Here is a 20,800-nt window from a genome sequence, read left to right on the forward strand (position 1 = left end):
TTTATTGAAAGCCAGTGAAACCATGCTCAATAAAAAATTGTTGTGATTCAAACTGTAATAGGTAATTTGCGAAAATTTCAGCTTTTTTTGTTATGAGCGCCATCGCGTAAATTGCTTGGATATTATCGTGATTTGGGATTGGAAGCGTGGCGAGGTTTGGCAGTTTAGCAATTTTTTGTTGATAGTGATGATAGCCAATAAATAAGTCTGCCTGATGGGATTCGATAAGCCATTGGGATGCTAATTGGCCTGAAGGGATCGCCGGGGAGTTTTTTCCACCAACTAAGTGACGGGTGCGAGCTTGAATATCATTAGCAAGTTGAGGATGATTCAGGCGAATTTTGTCATAGAGTTGGGCAACATAATCCCCACAAGGGTCATCGTGGGGCGTGGACGTACCAATGACAACCTCTGGTGCGCTGAGTAATTGCAGCCAATTAGGGTACTTTTCGGCGAGTTGTGCCGTTGTGGTAATACCTAAACAGTTGGCAATAAAGGGCAAAGTGGCATAGGCGATATTTTGTTGCATTAACGCAAAGGGATGTGACTCATTGGCAGAAAGAAATAAATCACAATGTTCACCCGTTTCAATTTTTTGTCGTAATAAACCTGCGGGGCCAAACTCGCAGGTGATTACCGACTTATTAGTTTGCTGAAAACGTGTTAAAATGGCAGTCAACGCACCACGTAGACTGCCCGCTGCCATAATGTGCATTAATTGCTGCCTTGGTATTGAATTCGATAGAATTTTTGATACCAATCATTCACTTTTGCATCAACGTCGACATCCGCAAATTTTTGTGGGTAGAGCTTACTTGCCATCCATAATTCACCCAGCGCCATTGCTTCAGGCATTGGGTAACCCCATGCTTTTGCATATTCAGGCATTAAAAATACGCGTTTATTTTTAACAGCGTCAATCACTTGCCAACGCGGGTCATTGTTGATTTCATCGACGACGCTTGGGTAGCGGTCTTGAATGAAAATCACCTCTGGGTTCCAGCTAATCACTTGCTCTAAGGAAACTTGTTTGTAGCCTTTGATGGTGGTTGCGGCAACGTTCATTGCCCCTGCATGTTGCATCATTAAGCCTGTATATTTCCCCGAACCATAGGTGGTGAGCTCGGGATTCGCCATATAGGCACGAATACGTTGATTTTCAGGGATATTCTTTAAGTGTTGAGCCACAACATCGCGACTATCAAAGGTTTCTTTAATCAGTGTTTTTGCGTTGTCAGGTTTATTGACGATATCCCCAATCAGCGCAATACCTTCTTTTAAACCGTCATTGTAGGCTTGTTCTTCGTTGATAAGCTCAGGATTAACATTGTTTTTTGCATTGCTGCTGTTTTCTTTTTGCAACGAAATTGCCACAACAGGGATACCCATTTGGGATATTTTATCGATCATTTCTTGTGGGGCGTAATTTGTCACAAAGACCACTTGGGGTTTCAATTGGACCAAACTTTCCAGATTGACACTTTTGAGATCGCCAACGTTGGGAACCTTGACCAATTCAGGGGCAAGTCGCTCATAACTTGGCCCAAGTTGTTCACGCCAATTCCCCATGACGCCGACGATTTTATCGGTAGCATCCAGTTGAACCAGTAAATTTAATGTTTGGTGTTGGAGAACAGCTACGCGTTCAACTTGGTCGTCAATGATGACTTTTCGACCTAATTGGTCAGTAAACTCTCGTTCAGCGAAGCTGGCAAATGAGCAAGATAAAGCCAAAAAACCAATAAGATATTTTTTCATTGTTATATAACCTAATATTTCGATGTGAATTGAGTTATATAACGATTGATTTCAAGGGTCAACTATCATTTGCTGAATTAATGAGCTTAAACTTGATGTTAAATAAGAAATAAAAAGAAAATTTAGCGCCTAAATACGGTTAGACGCTAAATAAGTACTGAAAGGGCTATTTTAGTAATCGCGCTTTAACGGATTTACCTTTGATTTTACCTTGTTGCAGGTGTTTCCACGCTTGTTGAGCGACGGAACGTTTTACTGCCACATAAGCGTGAGTTGGGTGAATGGCAATTTTACCAATGTCTGCCCCATCAAGGCCGACATCCCCTGTAAGTGCCCCTAAAATATCACCTGGGCGCATTTTGGCTTTTTTGCCACCATCAAGGCATAACGTCACCATTGTAGCTTCAAGCGGTGTAATACGCAGGCCTGTGGGCTCAGGTTGCCAGTTCAGTTTCATGTTCAGCATTTCTTCGAGGGCATTTGCGCGTTGCGCCTCTTCTGGTGCGCATAAGCTAATGGCTAAGCCACTTTCCCCTGCACGGGCTGTACGGCCGATGCGGTGCACGTGAACTTCAGGATCCCATGATAATTCATAGTTAATGACCATTTCGAGGGCTTTAATATCTAGCCCGCGTGAAGCGACATCAGTTGCAACCAATACGCGGCTGCTACCATTTGCAAAACGTACCAATGTTTGGTCACGGTCACGTTGCTCTAAGTCACCATGTAGCACTAAAACGCTTTGCTTGCTGTCACTCAGTGCGTCATACACTGCTTGGCAATCTTTTTTGGTATTACAGAAAACCACGCAAGATGCGGGTTGTTCACGGCTTAATAATTTTTGTAGTAATTCGATTTTACCATGGCGTGAAACTTCATAAAATTGCTGCTCAACCGCAGGTAATTCATCAACACTATTGATTTCAATTGTTTGCGGTTCGTTCTGGATTTGCTGGCTAATACGGGCGATTTCTTCTGGCCAAGTCGCGGAAAACAGTAAAGTTTGTCGGCTCATCGGCGCATAATCTATTACAGTTTCAATGTCAGGCATAAAACCCATATCTAACATTCTGTCCGCTTCATCCAGCACTAACGTTTGCAACTCATCAAGTTGAACGGTTTCGCGGTTTAAGTGGTCAAGTAAGCGGCCTGGCGTTGCGACAATAATATGGGCAGCGTGAGCAAGGGAATCACGTTGCACGCTAAAAGGCACACCACCACATAAGGTGAGAATTTTAAGATTCGGAATTGCTCGGGCTAAGCGGCGCAATTCGTTGGCGACTTGCTCTGCGAGTTCGCGAGTCGGGCATAAAACAAGTGATTGGGTTTTAAATAATTTGGCATCAATACGTTGTAATAAACCCAAACCGAATGCGGCTGTTTTGCCACTGCCTGTTTTGGCTTGCGCACGAACATCTTTCCCGGCAAGGATAGCTGGAAGTGCGGCTGCTTGGATCGGGGTCATACTGAGGTAACCTAACTCTTGTAGGTTAGACAGTTGTTCTGCGCTCAGCGCGTTGAGGTCAGCAAATGAAGTCACAATAAAATCTCAAATAATAAAAAGGAGCTAATGGCGCCAATGATACTACCCCTGCATGGCGCTGTCTGTTTTTAATTTTTTGAAAGGGATGAGATTTAGAGTGCTAAGCAGGCTAACAAGAAAAAGCTTCCTTTACGCTAAAGGAAGCTTTGAGTTCGAATGATTACACCATCATCCAAATTAACCCTGTAAACAAGAACCCGAGTAACCCTAACAGGGTGGTTAATACGGTCCATGTTTTTAAGCCATCGCTAACAGATAACCCTAGGTAGCGGGTGACAATCCAGAAGCCAGAGTCATTCACGTGGGATAAACCTAAGCCACCGAAACAAGAAGCGAGGGTGACTAATACCAGTTGTGTGCCACTTAACCCCATAACGGCTTCACTTAATAACCCACCCGTGGTCAGAATGGCAACGGTTGCTGAGCCTTGCGAAGCACGTAAAACCAGTGAAATAATAAATGCAGCGACAATAATTGGCATATCAATCATGGCTAAAGCATCTGAGAGGGCTTTTCCTACACCTGATTCTACCAAGACCTTACCAAATACGCCCCCCGCACCAGTGATCATAATGACGACAGCGGCCGCAGGAATAGCATCACCAATAATATTGTTAGTATGCTGTAAGGTCCAATTACGTCGTAATGCTAAGAAATAGACTGCCAGAATTAGTGCAATTAATAAGGCAATAATGGGAGAGCCAATAAAGGTAAAGAACGTTCTTATTGGGTCGTCTTTTTCTAATAATGTCGATGAAACAGTTCCCAACATAATAATGAGAATTGGGATGACAATCATCGCAATAACCGTTCCCGGTTTTGGCGGGTTGGCTCTATCCGTATAAACAATATCCCCTTTACTTGGTTCATCTTTAGCTAATTGCAATTGCTCTAATACTTCAACAGATAAATGGTAGTTTTTTCGATTAATATATTTTGCAATGTAATAACCAATAATGGCGACAGGAATACAAATAACAAAACCAATTAACGTTAATAAACCCACGTCGGCGTGTAAAATACCGGCTGCTGCAACAGGGCCTGGGTGAGGCGGTAGTGCAACGTGCACGGTTAACATTACACCTGCAATAGGTAAACCGTATTTTAATGGTGATATTTTAGCGACTTTTGCAAAGCCATAAATAATTGGCGCTAAAATAATAAAGCCAACATCAAAGAAAACGGGAATACCTAAAATAAAACCTGCAATCGTTAAGGCGGCAATAGTTTTTTTCGCCCCAAGGGACTTACCGGTTTTAATCGCTAAGTTTTCTGCGCCGCCAGAGCGTTCAATTAATTGCCCGAGCATTGCCCCCAAACCAATAATAATAGCGACAGAGCCAAGAACACCACCAAGACCATCCGTCACGACTTTAACGACGTTATCTAATGGAATACCGGTGGCAATGGCAACAAATAAACTGACAATTAATAAAGCAACAAAAGGGTGAATTTTAAATTTAATTATCATTAATAGGAGTATAAGAATCCCTATTAATGCTATCATTAATAAAGAAAAAGTTGTCATATTGTGTTCTCTATCTAGGGTCTATTTTATTTTTTCTACACGTCAATCGGATAGAAATTTATATTTGTTTCTTCTAATTTTTTAATGATGTTTTCTGGCAAATGGTTGTCACAAATAATGTCATCCAATTGTTCCAAAGCACATACGCGAAACATGCCATATTTACCAAATTTACTGCTGTCTGAAACTAAAACACTCCGGCGAGATATCTCTAATAATGTTTGTTTTAACAGAACTTTTTCTTCATGAGGAGTAGAGACACCGTGCTCAAAATCCCATGAACTGGTACTGATAAACGCCACATCAATATTAAGACTTTTTAGCATCATAACGGCGATATTGCCGGCGCTGGAGTGGTTGCGCTTATCAACTTTTCCTCCAGTGTGGAATAAATTCAATTGAGGCTTATTAATCAAATACTGGACGATAGAAAAATCATTGGTCACGATGGTTAAATTAAACCGTTCCCCAAGCACACGGGCAATTTCGAATGTTGTCGTGCCTGCATCAAGGTAAACAACTTGGCCATCTTCTACGAGAGACGCAGCAAAACGGCCAATTTCACGTTTACTTTGGTAATGAAGGCGGGCTTTTTCATTCCACGGTAATTCTTGGTGTAAGGCATTGTTTAACCTCACACCACCACTGATACTGACGACTTTTCCCTCTTCCTCCAGAGCGCTGATATCACGGCGAACCGTCATATGTGAGACGTTCATTAGCTCCACCAAACTGCTAATAGAAACAGTTTGATATTCATGAAGATAACGATAAATAAAGTCTCTGCGCTCTGATGGGATCATCTTAATTCCTATTTAACCTGTATTTTCTTAAACCAAGCCAGCCCATCTTCTGTTTTACCTGCGGGGATGTATTCGCACCCTAACCAGCCCGGATAGCCCATTTCGTCTAATTTATCGAAAATCCATGGATAATTGACTTCCCCAGTATCGGGTTCATGGCGAAATGGCACAGAAGCAATTTGAATGTGGTTGAATTTACCCCATAGCCGCTCAATCGTTTTCAGTAAATCACCTTCCATGATTTGGCAGTGATAGAGATCTAACTGAATGAATACATTATCACGATTTATTTCTGGGAGCAGTGCTTCGGCTTGTTTTTGTGTTGTCAGAAAGTAGCCCGGCATATCGCGAGTATTGATAGGTTCAATCAATACTTTAATGCCATGTTCTGCCATCACATCCGCCGCGTACTGAATGTTCTGAATAAAACACGCTTTTTGTTGCTCTGGGGTAAATTGGCTATTGGTTTTTCCTGCCATCGCATGAACTTGTTTGCAGTTCAGTGCGAGGGCATATTCCAACGCTTTATGAACACCTTGTTGAAACTCATTTTCGCGCCCTGGTATTGACGCCATACCGCGTTCGCCTTCAGCCCAATTACCGGCTGGCATGTTAAACAGCACTTGCGTTAAGTTATGTTTAGTGAGCTGCTCAACAATCGCCGCGGGTTGTTCTTCATAAGGAAATAAATATTCAACACCTTGAAATCCCGCATTGGCTGCACGTCCAAAACGTTCAATAAACGGAACTTCGTTAAACATCATACTGAGATTTGCTGCAAACTTTGCCATTCTATGTTCCTCGTTATAACGTTATTTTTGTGGATAACGGTCTTTGAGTTCTTGTACATCGGCATCGGTCAGCGTTTTAAACCCAAGAGGTAATAGGGTGAGATATAAACGCGCCGTATCTTCGAGTTCTTCGGCATTAAAAAATGCTTGTCTTAGGGTCTTCCCGCCAACAACAGGGCCGTGGTTTGATAACAAAACGGCAGAATGTGTTTTGGCTAATTTGGCGATTTCCTCCCCAATTTTGGGGTCGCCTGGCGGTAAATATTCCACTAAAGGTAACTGCCCAACTCGCATCACGTAATAGGGTGTGATAGGGGGTAAGCAATTGGTTTTATCTGCATTTTCCAAGCAAGACAACGCTGTTAACCACGGTGAATGTAAATGAACGACTGCTTGGCAATCAGGGCGCTGTTCATACATTGCCATGTGCATGGAGACTTCTTTGGTCGGTTTGTCGCCATCAATCCAATTGCCTTTTGCATCTAATTTACTTAAACGCTCAGGGACAAGGTCGCCGAAACTGGAGTTAGTCGGTGTCACAATGATTGTGCCGTCTGGCAGTTTGGCGCTGATATTGCCTGCGCCGCCGCTGCTGTAGCCCCGCATGAACATCGATTTTGCCCATTCGCATAATTCAACACGCAGTGCTTGTTCTGCACTCATAAATACATCTCCTGCGCTTCTTGGAAGAAGTTTTCTTGGCCAAAATTACCTGATTTCAGCGCCAACCAATCACCGCTTAAGCGGTCTTTTACCCATGGCACGCCGGGAACAATCGGGGCACCAATACTAAGCTGTTGTGTACCAAGGCTTTGAACGACTTTCCCAGAGGTTTCCCCCCCTGCAATAATGAAGGTATTAAAGCCTTGCTGCTTTAACAGCGAAACAACTTCGCCGAACAGTTTTTCCACGCTTTCACTGGATTGTTGCATGCCGTACTGCTGTTGAACTTGCTTCAGTTTGTCCGCAGGCAATGTGGCATACAGCATAGGTGCTAGCGGGTTAGACTGATGTTCAACCACCCACGCAGATAACGTTTTGGCGTAATCTGGGTTCGATAAACATTCGCCTACATCTACTTGATGGCTTGGTGCAATGGCGGCGTAAGTATTGACTTGCGCATTCGTCATTTGCGAGCAGCTACCTGATAAAATAACGGCCTTACGCTGCGTTGCTGCTGGTTTTTCCCCTAATGCGGTATCACGTTGCCAAGCGATGCCTGTTTGCACGGTAGCGATAGCAGCGCCTAAACCAGAGCCCCCCGTTAATAACGGCAAATCTTTTGCGGCTTGGGCAATCGGTAATAGGTTTTCCATGGTGATGGCATCGGTAATGGCATAGCGTACACCTTGGTTTTGCAATGTGATTAACTGTGATTTAATGGCATCAGCCCCTTGCAAAACCGTGACTAAATCGACTAATCCTGCTTGCCCTTGGGATTGCTTTTCCATCACACGCAACAAGTTTGCGTCAGCCATTGGAGTGACGGGGTGGTCTTGCATTCCACTCTCATTAAGCAATTTACCATTCACAAACAAGTGGCCGTGGATGACTGTGCGGCCATTTACAGGCAGAGCAGGGGTGACTACCGTGATCTCCGCTTTTAGTGCCTGCATAAGGGCATCGGTCACCGGGCCAATATTGCCTTTTTCTGTGGAATCAAAGGTTGAGCAATATTTAAAAAATATTTGGTGGCAACCCGCTTGGTTTTTGAGCCATTGGCAGGTATTTAGTGAGGCGCTAATCGCTTCATCTACAGGGCATGAACGGCTTTTAAGGCTGACGACAATGGCGTCAACATCTTTTGGGATCACGGTATTTTCATCAGGTTCATTCAGTAGTTGCACCACTTTCCAACCGCTTTGCACCATAAACCCCGCGATGTCTGTTGCACCTGTAAAGTCATCTGCAATTACACCAAGTTGAATACTCATTTATCCCCCTTCTCAGGTAATTGAATGCCTTTAAAGGTTTTGATCACCGCGCTATCATCTTCACCACCAAAACCTTCATTGCTTGCTGCGGTAAACATTTGCAGTGCCGTTGAGGCCAGTGGAAGTGGGAAATTCAGTGCTTTTGCCGTTTCCATTACAAGGCCAAGGTCTTTAACGAAAATATTCACGGAGGATTTTGGTGAATAATCGCCATCTAGCACGTGCTGCATGCGATTTTCAAACATCCATGAATTGCCCGCTGCGTGGGTGACAACGTCGTACATGAGGTTTAAATCAATACCTGCTTTTGCGGCGAGCGCCATACTTTCAGCGGCAACGGCAATGTGAACACCGGCTAATAGCTGGTGAATGGTTTTCACGGTTGAGCCCATGCCGATGTCTTCACCAACTTGGTATAAGCGCTCTGTAGTTGCATCGAAAACAGGTTTGAGCGCAGTAAATAACTCAGGTTTTCCAGATGCCATTACGGTAAGTTTGCCATCGTTGGCCTTAATTGCACCGCCAGAGATTGGCGCATCCAGCATTTGAATTTGATATTGTTCGAGTTTTTGCTCAATTTGCTTGGCTTGTTCGGCGGCGAGTGTGCTATGTAAAACGACAATCGTTCCCGGGCGCAGCGCTGCTGCTAATGGGGTTTCCCCATTAAATAAAATTTGCTCAACTTGTTTCCCATTAACAACCACGAGTAAAACAGCATCTATCTCATTGGTATACTCAGCCGCATTTTTACCGACTTGTTTTGCACCGCAGGCTTTTAATTCGTCGCATGCGGCGGTGTTAATGTCAAAGCCGTAGGTTGGTACGTTATTTCTAATCAGGGATTTTGCAATACCCATCCCCATTGAACCGAGTCCAATAACGGCAACATGATTAATCGATTTCATCGTACTCTCCTGATGTTGTGAATCTTTGTTATTGTGATACATGATTACACGATAAAATTCACATTCGAATGATGGTAATCACATAAATTTTATTTTTATTGATAAGGGTTTTTATATTAATTTGTTGTTTTTATTTAATTTATTTATTTTTTGATTGTTTTTTTACTTCACATTTAAATGTGAAAAAAATTGTGATGATTATCACTTTATTCACAAAATGGCACAGTTGTTACTTTAATTAAACTGCTTTCTTTATTGATTTGTTTGTTTATTAATCAATAATGATTTTTCCTAATTAGATGATAATTAAGAAAAAATTAAAGTAATGTTTTTGAAAGAGGTAATCGGGTAGGTTAAGAAATGGTGGAGGGTTCTGTCATATTAGCGCATCACACCCTAATGGTAATCTCGGGCTTTTCCTTGCTACGCTGAAAAAATAACACCACCGCGAAGGGTGGTGTTAAATCAGTTTATTGTGGGATGGCTTTAGGGATTAAATCGGCCCTAAATTGGTCATGACGGCATAAACCAGAGCCACAATAGAAATGACAATCCATGTAAACACCAATGGCCAAATAAATTTCACCCACGTGGTATACGGGATTTTCGCTGTTGCTAACACGGCCATTAAGATGCCAGATGTCGGGTTAATACAGTTCACCACACCTTCACCTAACAGGACTGTTTGCACTGTCGTTTGGCGGGTAATTTCTAACAGGTCACCCATTGGGGTAAAGATTGGCACTAATACAGCGGCCTCACCTGAACCAGACGAAATAAAGAAGTGCATAATCGCGGCGGTTGCAAACATCGAGAGTGCAGAAAGGGTTTTTGGCAAGCCATCCATCATTGAAATAATGGCATTGACGATGGTGTCTAAGATCATGCCATCAGATAACACAATCGCAATGGCGCGTGCCATACCAACGATAAATGCACCGCCAACCATCCCCGCACAGCCTTTTAAAAAGCCCGTTGCGATACTGTTTGGTGACATACGGTTGAGTACACCGACACCCACGCCTAAGATGATAAACATGGCCATCATCTCTTTTTCACCCCAACCCCACTCGACAGCGCCAAAAATAAAACCGACTAAGCAGAATGCACTATATGATAGGGTGATGATGTGCAGCGCCGAAATTTTTGACGTTTGGTGATCAGCATCATCGGCAGCAATTTCTGGGCGCACCATACCTTGCTTGCGGCATTTTTTGGTATAGAAAGTTAAAAATAGGATACCTGCGATGACGAAGGCGATATAAATTACCATACGAAAACCAAGGCCAGATAGCAGTGGAACGTCAGCTAAGCCTTGGGATAAACCAACGGTCATCGGTGCCATAATTGAGGCGTTAAAGCCAGCGTAGGCTGCAACATAAACCAATGCCGCACCAAATTTATCATCCATTCCAACGGATTTTGCGACAAGCAACCCGATAGGAACAAATGCAATAATTGAGTTAACGACGATGCCTGTGGTGCCTAAAATAGAAAATACGACAAAGAAAATCGTAATTAACAGGAAATCATTGAGCTTCTTACTGCGCGAAATATTATTCAGTACTTTTTTGATAGCGCCAGTTTCTTCAAGAAGATGTAACGCGCCACCCGTAAAAATAATTAAAAAGATAATTGGTGCAGCTTTAACTAAACCATCGGCAATAGAGGTGAAAATTTGCCCTGGCAAAATACCGTGTTGTTCTGGTAAACGCTCATAACTGCCTGGTATGGTGTAAGAGCTAGATACTTTCGTTTCAATACCATCTTTGACCATGGTAATGACTTTGGTTTCTGATGCATATTGCCCTGCGGGAACGATCCATGTCGCAATACCCGCGATGACTAAAATGAAAAACAATAAAACGTAAGGGTTTAAACCTTCTGAGCGTTTTTTTGTTGGTGTTGGTGTGGTTGTTGACGTTGTTGCCATATTATTATCCTGTTGGATTATTATTTATTGTGTAATACGTTGTAATACATTGAAAAATAACTGCGCTCGTTCAGTTAAAGATGGAATTTCTAAATATTCTTTATCGCTGTGTTGGTAGCCACCAATTGGGCCTAAACCATCGACAGTAGCTGTGCCTACACCCGCAGTAAAAGATGCGTCAGAACCACCACCAGTTGAAACATCGATTAACTCGATATTTAAATTCGTCGCTTCTTGCTTGATGATGTCGATAAGTACGGTGCTTTCATCTGTTTTCGCCATTGGAGGGCGATTAATACCGCCAGTTAAGGTGAGTTTGATACCGTCTAATACAGGTTTGCTGCACACTTCTCTGACTTTTTTGTCGATCTCTACACCTTGTTCTTCAGAGGAAATTCGCACATCGATTTCTGCTCGTGCATTAGGTGCAACTGTATTGACTGATGTTCCACCTGAAATAAGGCCAACGTTAACGGATAAGCCTTGGTCATGGGCACTGAGAGCATGTAAGCTTTGGATTTTGTAGGATAATTCTTGAATAGCACTGATACCTGCTTCCGGGGCTATACCCGAGTGAGAGGCCTTCCCTTCGATGTTTAGCACATAAGTACCCACACCACGGCGTGCGCTGACAATGGCACCATTGGCACGAGCAGGTTCCATGACAAGGGCATAACGCTTACCTAATGCGCATTTTTCAATCACGCCACGGGATGAAATAGAACCAATTTCTTCATCGCAATTGAGTAGGATTTCGATATTTTTATAGCGTGCGTCTTGGTTGTCATACAGTTGCTTCATGACTTGGTACACCATGACATGACTGCCTTTCATGTCAATCACGCCCGGGCCGTAAGCTCTGTCACCTTCAATGCTAAATGGGCGCTCTGCAACAGTGCCTTTAGGGAAAACAGTATCTAAGTGCAGTAAAATTAAGATATCGGCCTTCACAGATGGGTAATAAATGCGGTAGTTGTTGCCTAATGACTCATTTTCAATGACTTCAACTTCAAACCCCATTGCTTGGTATTTTTCGCACCACACAGCGGCATGGTTATCGACGCCAGCCTTGTCGTAAGAGCCTGATTCGATATTGACGACCTGTTCCAGCAGTTTTAGCATGGCGGGTTCGTGCACTAAAAAATGATTAGTCATAATGGGTTCCTAATAGTGTGTTTGTCGTTAGTAAGGCTATTTTTATTGTGTTCTACGTGAGTTATTACATCTAAAAATAAAGGTTGGAATAAGTGCAATATACACAGCTTCATTTTTCTTTAAATTAAATAAATATGTGCAGCACTAGATAAAAAACTTAACCGTAATTATCCAATTAAAATAAATTAATAATTTTTGTAAGTGTTTTTTACTCTCTCCGTTATTTTCTTATGTCACAAATTAACTTAACCGAATTTAATTGTTCGATATATAACTTCACTATAGTGTGAAAGGTTAATACGCAGGATACCTATATTTGTAGGTACTTTTCGACTCTATCATACTAAATAATTTAGATACAAGTGATTGTTTGATTCTTGCTTATCTAATTGAAATTAAATGGGTATTTTAAAATTATAAAATAAATTTAATCATTTAATATAAATAATTACGGTTTTTTTTATTTTGGTTTTTTGTTTTACATGGCTGGTGTTTTTGTTTGGTTTTATTCGATTTTTCTATATAAAATATAATTCTGGGTATAAATAAACCAATGTTTTAATTCAAAGGTTGATTTTGAATTTAATAAACATAATAAACTTTATGGTTTTTAATATACAAGTTGTATGAGTATTGATCAGGTTATTTTGTGTGCATTCCTACTATTCATCATTTTTATTACGAATATAGATATTAGTGTGTGTTTTTTGTTCGTGATTTTTTAGTTGGTCGTTGGTAGACGTAGATAACGGATTAGGTTGCAAGAGAAATAGCGAAACAGTAGAAGAGAATAAATTTCTACCATATCAGTATTAAAGAGTAAGTCAGTGGAGATGATAGGTGAAATTGCAGATAAAAGTATTATTCTAATTATGATTTTTATAATAATCAGTTACATTACTCGATAATATAATTAACCTTTAATCTACAATTATTCTTTAGTTTTAATAAGTTAACGATAGTTTTCTATAGGTTTAGACGATGTTGATAAACTAAATAATGATATTGTGACGGCACACTCATTTCACTTTAATTAATCAACCTATTGTATTTTAAGGTTATTAATTTGTTTTTAGAAAAATTTTCTCTAAATTTGTATAAAGTCATCGATTTTTAGAAAAAATTTTCTATTTCCCTATGGCATATTCCTTTTAGCAACAAATATAAATAAACATTTCGTTATCTTTCTATGATTGGGTTTTTAATAATGACTAAGAATATTGCTACAGTTTTAATTCATGGTGGGAAACAGCAAGATACCGTCAATCATGCTATTTTTCCTGCAATCACAACCGCAAGTACCTTTGTTCAACAGAGTTTAACGGAGCATGGAGAATATTGTTATTCCCGTTGCAGTAATCCTACACGTTATGCTTATGAAACGTTATTGGCTGAAATTGAAGGAGGAACCTATGCAACAGCAACCGCTTCTGGAGTTGCTGCTTCAAGTTTAGTTTTGAACTTATTACCAAAAGACTCCCACATTATTGCCATGAAAGGCGTTTATGGCGGGACCTTTCGCTTATTTGAGCGTGTTGCAACCGAAAATTGTGGCCACGAAATTGATTATGTTGACTTAAATAACCTTGATGAGGTTAAAGCTAAAATAAAAGATAACACTCGCTTAATTTGGATTGAAAGCCCAACTAATCCATTATTAGAGTTAGTGGATATAACAGCGGTTTGTGCATTAGCGAAAACGCATAATATATTAACGTGTGTGGATAATACATTTGCAACTGCATGGAACCAAAAACCGTTAGAATTAGGTGCTGATTTAGTGATGTTATCAGCAAGCAAATATATCGGTGGTCACTCAGATTTAATTGGCGGAGCCGTTATCACTCAGTGTGAAGATATTGCGAGCCGACTTGATTTTCTAAAAACCACACTTGGTGCGATTGCTTCCCCGTTTGATTCATACCTCGCATTACGTGGCTTAAAAACATTGGCATTACGCATGTCAGCACAATGCAGCAATGCACAACAAGTTGCAGAATATTTAGCCACACATCCGAAAATTGAACACGTTTATTACCCAGGGCTACCATCACACCCACAACACCAGCTATGTAAAACGCAGATGCGAACTGGTGGGGCTGTTGTGACGATAAAACTTAAAGGGGATATCGAGGACACCAAAAATTTCTTATCTAAAGTGACTTATTTTGTGTTAGCTGAATCTCTTGGTGGTGTGGAAAGTATGGTAAACCACTCAGCAACGATGTCTCATGGTTCAATGACGAAAGAAGAAAGAGAAAGTATTCATGTTTACGATACGACATTGCGTTTATCGGTAGGTATTGAAGATATTAATGACTTATTAAATGATTTAGAAAAAGCATTATCTTAATTAAAAACACAATAAACTATAATAAGAGAGCATCCCATGAATGATTATGGAATCTGGACCATTGTCACTCCACTGGTCACGATACTTTTAGCTATTTTTACACGCCAAGTTATTTTATCTTTATTATTGGGAATATTAGTCGGGTTTACTGTTATTAATGATCATAATATTTTATTAGGGGTTAACGGTACGCTTGATGGGATTATTAATACTTTTGCCTCACCAGGAAATACAAAAACAATTCTATTTATGGTTATGATAGGCGGTATTATGCGGCTTGTCGTGGTTACAGGTGGTGTTAGGTCACTTGTTAGGTTATTAACCAATAAAACTAAATTAATTAAAAATAGAAAAGCCGTCCAATTAATAGCAATGATTATTACGTCATTAATTTTTATTGAAAGTTCAATTAACCAATTAATTGCGGGCGCTTCAACAAAAACACTCGCGAAAAATTATGGTGTATCACCAGAGAAAATGTCTTATATCGTGCAAACATCCTGCGTGTCGGTGTGTTCATCAGCGATGATAAACGGCTGGGGTGCAGCGATGATGGGGGTGATTGGCGTGCAAATTTCAAAAGGGTTTATTACTGGTGAACCCTTTGAGATTTTAGCCAGCTCGATGGTGTTTAATATCATGGCATGGTTCTCTTTAGCTTCAGTGTTGTTTTATATTTTCTCCAACTTTTCATGGGGACCAATGAAAAAGGCTGAACTGCGTGCTCATGAAGAGTCGTTAAATATCTTATCTGCCGAAAATATAGAGCAAGATGACGACGATATTATTGAACATCCTAATTGCCATACATCTTTAAATTTCTTTATCCCAATTTTATCTACAGTCTTAATGGTGCCAGTGGCTTTATATATCACGGGTAATGGTGACTTTAGTAAAGGTAGCGGCTCAACATCCGTTTATTGGGGCGTAATGTTTGGAACGCTAGTTTCCTTTGTCTGGTTCTTAGCGCGTCGCGTATTAAATATTGAGAGTTTCTTTAAAGAATTATATATCGGTTATGCGAGTATGGTGAAAATCAGCTCAGTTATGATCTTAGCTTTCTTAATGGGTACGGTTTCTTCTGATTTAAATACCGGAGCTTATATTGCAGAAGTGACTTCAGGTGTTATTTCTCCTGGATTCTCAATTGGTTTTATTTTCTTAATTAGCGCCGTGATGTCATTAGCGACAGGCACATCATGGGGAACATTTGCCATTATGATCCCAATCGGCGTGCAATTAGGTATTTCAGTAGGTATGCCAGTGGAATATATGATTGGTGCAGCTATCGCTGGGTCTATTTATGGTGATATGACTTCCCCAATTTCCAGTGATGCGATTGTGGCTTCTATGGCAACGGATTGCGACCATATTGAACATATTCGAACACAAATGCCTTATGCCACGGTTACCGCCGCATTTGCGCTGATGGTTTACCTCTATTTAGGTTTCACATATTAATCGGGATAATATTCAAATGAATATACAAGAAAGGCTTTCAGCAATAGCAAAAATTGACTTATTACATACAGCAACGCCATTGATGAAACTGAATAATATATCTGAATATCTTGGTCGTGAAATTTATATTAAACGTGATGATATGACCCCCCTTGCCATGGGGGGCAACAAACTGCGTAAGTTAGAGTTTATTATTGCTGATGCACTACAGAAAAAAGCCAAAGTATTAGTCACGGCGGGGGCTATACAATCTAACCATGTTCGCCAAACGGCAGCCGTTGCCGCAATGTACGGTTTAGAATGTGTCGCATTATTGGAAAACCCGCTGCAAAGCGGCAATTCCTTATTTTTAAATAATGGCAATAAACTCCTGACGGATTTGTTTAATACCCGCTGCTACTTTTGTGAAGAATTAACTGACCCTAATATGCAGATGAAAGCATTAATTGAATCATTGGGGTTAGAAAATGCTTATGTAGTGCCTGTTGGTGGGTCGAATGCACTAGGTTCACTGGGGTATGTGAGTTGTGCTTTGGAAATTGCACAGCAAAAACCACAAGAGATTGATTTTGCCGCGATGATTGTTGCTTCAGGCAGTGCGGGGACTCATGCAGGATTGGCGATGGGGTTACAGGCCGTGTTACCGCAAACGCCGGTTATTGGTGTGACCGTTTCACGCACGGTTGAACAGCAACAGCCAAAAGTTGAAAGGCTACAACATGAAATTGGTGAGTTATTAAACATTGCTGATTTTCCGAATGTGCTGTTATGGGATCAATACTTTTCACCTGCTTATGGGGCTCCAAATAACAAAGGGCAGCAAGCCATTGAGTTATTAGCGCAAAAGGAAGGTATTTTACTCGACCCTGTTTATACGGGGAAAGCCATGGCAGGGGTAATCGATAATATTTTAAAAGAAACCATTGAGGGGAGTCAGCCGCTTTTGTTTATTCATACTGGCGGTTCACCTGCTTTATTTGCTTATTCTGAAATCAATGTAGCAAGTATTTAAACCTATATTAAAAATGTGATGTACCTATGAAGATTAATACTAAAGTTATACACGGTTACCCAATGACGGATAAATACACGGGAAGCTCATCTATTCCGTTGTATCAATCGTCAACGTATTCGCAAAGTAATATTGAAGAAAATTATGCGTATATTTATTCGCGTTTTTCAAACCCAACTCGTGATGCACTAAGCGAAGCAATTTGCTCCATTGAAAATGCACAATTTGCTGAGGTTTTCTCATCAGGAATGGCGGCGATTAGTGCCGTTTTATTGGGGTTTAGTCAGGGAGATCATATCGTTGCTTGCAAAAATATTTATGGCGGCACTTTCCAGCTAATGACTGAATTTTTACCTCGCTATGGCATTTCAGTGACATTTGTTGATGCGACCGACCCTAAAAACTACGCAGAAGCAATACAAAAAAATACCAAGGCATTCTATATTGAGACGCCATCTAACCCGACACTGCAAGTCACAGACTTAAATGCAGTTATCGGTTTGGCAAAAAAGAATAATTTAATTACGGTATGTGATAACACATTTATGACGCCGTTATTATCTGATGTGATTTCATTAGGTATTGATTTTTCTATTAACAGTGCCACCAAATTTATTAATGGGCACAGTGACGTTATTTTAGGAACCGTTGCGACAAATAACGCCGAATATGCAAAATGGTTACACAAATCAGCGGTGGCTATTGGCAGTATTGCTGCGCCATTTGATAGTTGGTTGACCATGCGCGGTTTAAAATCAATGGCAATGCGGGTTGAACGATCCAGTGAGAATGCACAGAAACTTGCAGAATATCTGAACCAGCATTCGAAAGTAAAAACGGTGTTTTATCCAGGCTTGGTTTCACACCCAAATCACCATATTCATATGCAACAATCTAAAAATGGGGGAATGGTTGTTTCCTTTGATTTAGGTAATGAAAAGAATGTGAAATTATTTTTAGATGCGATTCGTATTCCATTAGTTGCAGTGAGCTTAGGGGGGATTGAGTCAATTATTTCTTATCCTAAGATTATGTCCCATGCTTGTATCCCTGAAGAGGAACGAATTGCACAAGGTGTAACTGATGGGTTGCTGCGTTTTTCGGTTGGTTGTGAAGATATTAGTGATTTATTGGCGGATTTAGATAACGCTTTATCGACGCTATAGTTAGTGGATGCTTACCATATTCCTAAGCAACATCCATAATAAAAAAAGCGCCCTAATATGTTATAGGGTGCTTTCAATTGAAGAAATAATATTATAAATAGAGTTCTTTATTTACTGGTGTTAATTGAGCTTCTTTTTGCAAATATTTTAAGGTTTCTGTTGCCAATAAGGCTGTGGCTTCATAAAAAGCACTACCGCCTTCTAATTGCACTTTTTCCAAGTAGCGATATACCCAAGGTAAGAAATGAATTTCCAATAAGTCATTCAATAATTCGGGTTTATTTTGAATAACCCACGCCGTTAATAAAAATAATAACCCAACATGGTCTTCTGGCTCGTTGGCACTTAATTCAATATTAACTTGGTTATTACGTAACCACGCTCTTAATTCAAGAGTAGAAATACCAAATAGAACATTTTCTTTGTCGAGATAGACAGACCCCCAAGGCGGAGCAGGGAGGGCATTAGAGCCAATAAATAACCGCTCATAAGCCTCTTTTAGTGATTCAGATTGATTTGCTTGGCCTTGGAATAACTGATCAATCCGTTGGCAATTATAATGCACAGTGAAAGGCCATTCAGTTAGCCATTCACTAGAGCTAAACAACGCAATCAATTTGCTAACACGAGAGTCTGAGGGGTCATAGGAAAACAGTGCACCTAACGTTTGGATGCACAGTGAAAAATCATCTAATTGTTTTTGTTCCATACTGATTCGCTTCGTCTTTTAATATTACTAAAATGGATTAACTATTTGAATTTAAAATGTAATTGAAGGATTTGGCTTGTTTGTGTTTATGCCAATATATTGATTTCTTCATTATTTTTATCATCGTAACGAATCACCAGATACTTGTCGACGAGAAGAGGGGGAAAATATCCCACTAATGAAAGATATTTAACCCACTACGACCATACCAACAGTCATATGTAAGGCATGGAAATCCCTCGACTAATGAGTTAATTGATTTTATCGTTAGGCTAAAAACTAATGAAATTCAATATTGAGTGTAATGGACTGTGCAAAACCTGCTGGTGGTTTACCGACCGAGTTACTTTTTTGTACCGCTAATAGAGCTGCATTATCTAATAGCTCATTTCCAGAGCTACTCTCTAAACGAATTAAGCTAATTTCGCCATTATGGTTTAGTTGAAACTGAACCTTAGCTATACCACGATTTTTCATTTTTTTAGCTCGGCGTGGATATTGTTTATTACGTTCGACTTCTTGACGTAGTTTTTCACGATAAGCATTGATTAATTGATTATCTTCGGAGCCTGAAACTTGTTGTGTTATTGGGCTTTTACTTCCTAATGATTGGGAAGATACACGACTGCCATCTTTTTGTTGTTGTGCAAGACTGGTTTGGGGGACTGTTTTTTTCTCTAAAGGTTTTTTAGGATTTTCAGCATTTTTTACAATCTTGGTTTCTTTAGGTTTTATGGGATCTTCAGTCTTTTTTTCAACTTTATTCTGTTTTTTAGGCACAGCAATTGCGGCTTTCTCGACGAAAGTCTCTGAATTTATTTTTATTTCTTCAGGTGCTGAATCCGTTGGTATTGCTTCTTCAGAGGCATTTTTTTGCTCAGCTTGAGTGAGTGCAATTGAAATAGTTGGAGATTCCCACTGTGCTTGATTTTTTGGCGTTAAAGACGTTGTTGTGGCATAAATCAGAGAGCCAACAACCAAAACATGCAGTGCAATTGATAAAGTAAGCATCAAGATTTTTCGATTTATCATAGAGCCTCGGGATCTTTTCAGATTTATTGTTCTTTTCATAATCATAAATAAAAATGATAAATCGGATTATATGTAAATAATTATCAATTGCAAATGGTAGTTATTATCAATTGAATGTGGTAGATGAAAGGTGAATTACTTAATATAAAGGCTTAGGATAACTCTCCTAAGCCTTAAACATATTGAGTGTGTGATAAATCAAGATAGAGAAATAATAATGAATTTTCTTATTTTTTTTGGCTCCGAATTAAATGTTGTTCTATTGCATAGAGAGTCGAAGGGGACTGGTTGTTGTGGGTAAAACTTAATGCCACCGCTGCTTTTTCATGGCTATCCATTTCGGAAATAGGTTTGCTAATACCCGAAATATTATCAGCAGGGAGTTGGCCTGCTTGGATATGTGACGCCATGATGCGCAAAATGGAAGGAGACATATTATTTTCAGTGAAACTTAATGTGGTTATGGCTTTTTCATGAACATTCATTTGTGAAAAAGGCTTAGCCACTCCATTGATTTCACTCTTGGGTAAATTAGCTGCCTTTGCATGGGCTACAATTGCGGCTTCGTTTGCATAAGACGTGTTATTTTCATTGAACTTTAGCGAAATAATTGCATTTTCATGTGCGCGAGTATCGGCTTGTGCACTCATATTACAGAACAATAAAAATGCAGATGAAATAAATAAGATTTTCATTTAAATACCTTTAAACAGTTTA

Annotated in this window: 18 protein-coding genes; 4 read left to right on the forward strand and 14 right to left on the reverse strand. The window is 40.2% G+C overall.

Annotated elements, in window-relative coordinates; translation table 11 throughout:
* Position 1: 1 nt before the first annotated feature.
* From AC4IFT_RS01085 to AC4IFT_RS01135, 11 genes are all read right to left on the reverse strand, one after another.
* Positions 2–715: a substrate-binding domain-containing protein gene (locus AC4IFT_RS01085; protein ID WP_490733803.1), complete on the reverse strand. Its 714-nt coding sequence runs from the start codon at positions 713–715 to the stop codon at positions 2–4.
* Positions 715–1,758 (reverse strand): ABC transporter substrate-binding protein, encoded by a 1,044-nt coding sequence (locus AC4IFT_RS01090; protein ID WP_490750413.1) that lies wholly within the window; start codon positions 1,756–1,758, stop codon positions 715–717. The genes AC4IFT_RS01085 and AC4IFT_RS01090 overlap by 1 nt, the downstream gene beginning before the upstream one ends.
* A gap of 166 nt (positions 1,759–1,924) precedes the next feature.
* A complete protein-coding gene (gene dbpA / locus AC4IFT_RS01095) occupies positions 1,925–3,298 on the reverse strand; it encodes an ATP-dependent RNA helicase DbpA (RefSeq protein ID WP_490750415.1) in 1,374 nt (457 codons plus the stop codon).
* Between the two features lie 163 nt (positions 3,299–3,461).
* Positions 3,462–4,829, reverse strand: coding sequence for a GntP family transporter (locus AC4IFT_RS01100; RefSeq protein ID WP_490750417.1), 1,368 nt, complete (start codon positions 4,827–4,829; stop codon positions 3,462–3,464).
* Positions 4,830–4,864: 35 nt separating this feature from the next.
* Positions 4,865–5,632 (reverse strand): DeoR/GlpR family DNA-binding transcription regulator, encoded by a 768-nt coding sequence (locus tag AC4IFT_RS01105; RefSeq protein WP_219246275.1) that lies wholly within the window; start codon positions 5,630–5,632, stop codon positions 4,865–4,867.
* Between the two features lie 8 nt (positions 5,633–5,640).
* Positions 5,641–6,423 carry a 2-oxo-tetronate isomerase gene (otnI, locus tag AC4IFT_RS01110; protein WP_490733795.1) on the reverse strand — a complete coding sequence of 261 codons (783 nt, stop codon included), beginning with the start codon at positions 6,421–6,423 and terminating at the stop codon, positions 5,641–5,643.
* A 21-nt stretch (positions 6,424–6,444) separates the two neighbouring features.
* Positions 6,445–7,086 (reverse strand): 3-oxo-tetronate 4-phosphate decarboxylase, encoded by a 642-nt coding sequence (gene otnC, locus AC4IFT_RS01115; RefSeq protein WP_490733793.1) that lies wholly within the window; start codon positions 7,084–7,086, stop codon positions 6,445–6,447.
* Positions 7,083–8,357, reverse strand: a complete 1,275-nt coding sequence (gene otnK, locus AC4IFT_RS01120; RefSeq protein WP_490750418.1) for a 3-oxo-tetronate kinase — start codon at positions 8,355–8,357, stop codon at positions 7,083–7,085. The genes otnC and otnK overlap by 4 nt, the downstream gene beginning before the upstream one ends.
* Positions 8,354–9,262 (reverse strand): L-threonate dehydrogenase, encoded by a 909-nt coding sequence (gene ltnD, locus AC4IFT_RS01125; protein WP_490750420.1) that lies wholly within the window; start codon positions 9,260–9,262, stop codon positions 8,354–8,356. Before ltnD ends, otnK begins: the two co-directional genes overlap by 4 nt.
* Positions 9,263–9,755: 493 nt before the next feature.
* Positions 9,756–11,195: a YfcC family protein gene (locus tag AC4IFT_RS01130; protein ID WP_490750421.1), complete on the reverse strand. Its 1,440-nt coding sequence runs from the start codon at positions 11,193–11,195 to the stop codon at positions 9,756–9,758.
* 24 nt (positions 11,196–11,219) lie between these two features.
* A complete protein-coding gene (locus AC4IFT_RS01135; RefSeq protein ID WP_490733785.1) occupies positions 11,220–12,350 on the reverse strand; it encodes a M20 family metallopeptidase in 1,131 nt (376 codons plus the stop codon).
* A 1,207-nt stretch (positions 12,351–13,557) separates the two neighbouring features.
* Here AC4IFT_RS01135 and AC4IFT_RS01140 point away from each other — a divergent pair.
* From AC4IFT_RS01140 to AC4IFT_RS01155, 4 genes are read left to right on the forward strand one after another with little or no spacing between them, the layout of a single operon-like run.
* Positions 13,558–14,703, forward strand: coding sequence for a trans-sulfuration enzyme family protein (locus AC4IFT_RS01140; protein ID WP_490750423.1), 1,146 nt, complete (start codon positions 13,558–13,560; stop codon positions 14,701–14,703).
* A 36-nt stretch (positions 14,704–14,739) separates the two neighbouring features.
* The gene (locus AC4IFT_RS01145; protein ID WP_490750424.1) at positions 14,740–16,164 is read left to right on the forward strand and encodes a Na+/H+ antiporter NhaC family protein; all 1,425 of its coding nucleotides are present in this window, start codon (positions 14,740–14,742) and stop codon (positions 16,162–16,164) included.
* Between the two features lie 16 nt (positions 16,165–16,180).
* The gene (locus tag AC4IFT_RS01150) at positions 16,181–17,176 is read left to right on the forward strand and encodes a D-cysteine desulfhydrase (RefSeq protein ID WP_490750426.1); all 996 of its coding nucleotides are present in this window, start codon (positions 16,181–16,183) and stop codon (positions 17,174–17,176) included.
* 26 nt (positions 17,177–17,202) lie between these two features.
* On the forward strand, positions 17,203–18,342 hold the full coding sequence (locus AC4IFT_RS01155; RefSeq protein ID WP_490750428.1) for a trans-sulfuration enzyme family protein: 1,140 nt from the start codon (positions 17,203–17,205) through the stop codon (positions 18,340–18,342).
* Positions 18,343–18,433: 91 nt separating this feature from the next.
* On the opposite strand, the gene dmsD is transcribed toward AC4IFT_RS01155, so the two are convergent.
* The 3 genes from dmsD to AC4IFT_RS01170 all read right to left on the reverse strand — a co-directional run bounded on the left by dmsD (position 18,434) and on the right by AC4IFT_RS01170 (position 20,778).
* Positions 18,434–19,051 (reverse strand): Tat proofreading chaperone DmsD, encoded by a 618-nt coding sequence (dmsD, locus tag AC4IFT_RS01160; protein ID WP_490733775.1) that lies wholly within the window; start codon positions 19,049–19,051, stop codon positions 18,434–18,436.
* A gap of 279 nt (positions 19,052–19,330) precedes the next feature.
* A complete protein-coding gene (locus tag AC4IFT_RS01165) occupies positions 19,331–20,083 on the reverse strand; it encodes a TonB family protein (protein ID WP_490733773.1) in 753 nt (250 codons plus the stop codon).
* A gap of 227 nt (positions 20,084–20,310) precedes the next feature.
* Positions 20,311–20,778, reverse strand: a complete 468-nt coding sequence (locus AC4IFT_RS01170; protein ID WP_490750429.1) for a hypothetical protein — start codon at positions 20,776–20,778, stop codon at positions 20,311–20,313.
* Between the last annotated feature and the right edge of the window lie 22 nt (positions 20,779–20,800).

Source organism: Providencia sp. UF-183, from assembly GCF_058246155.1.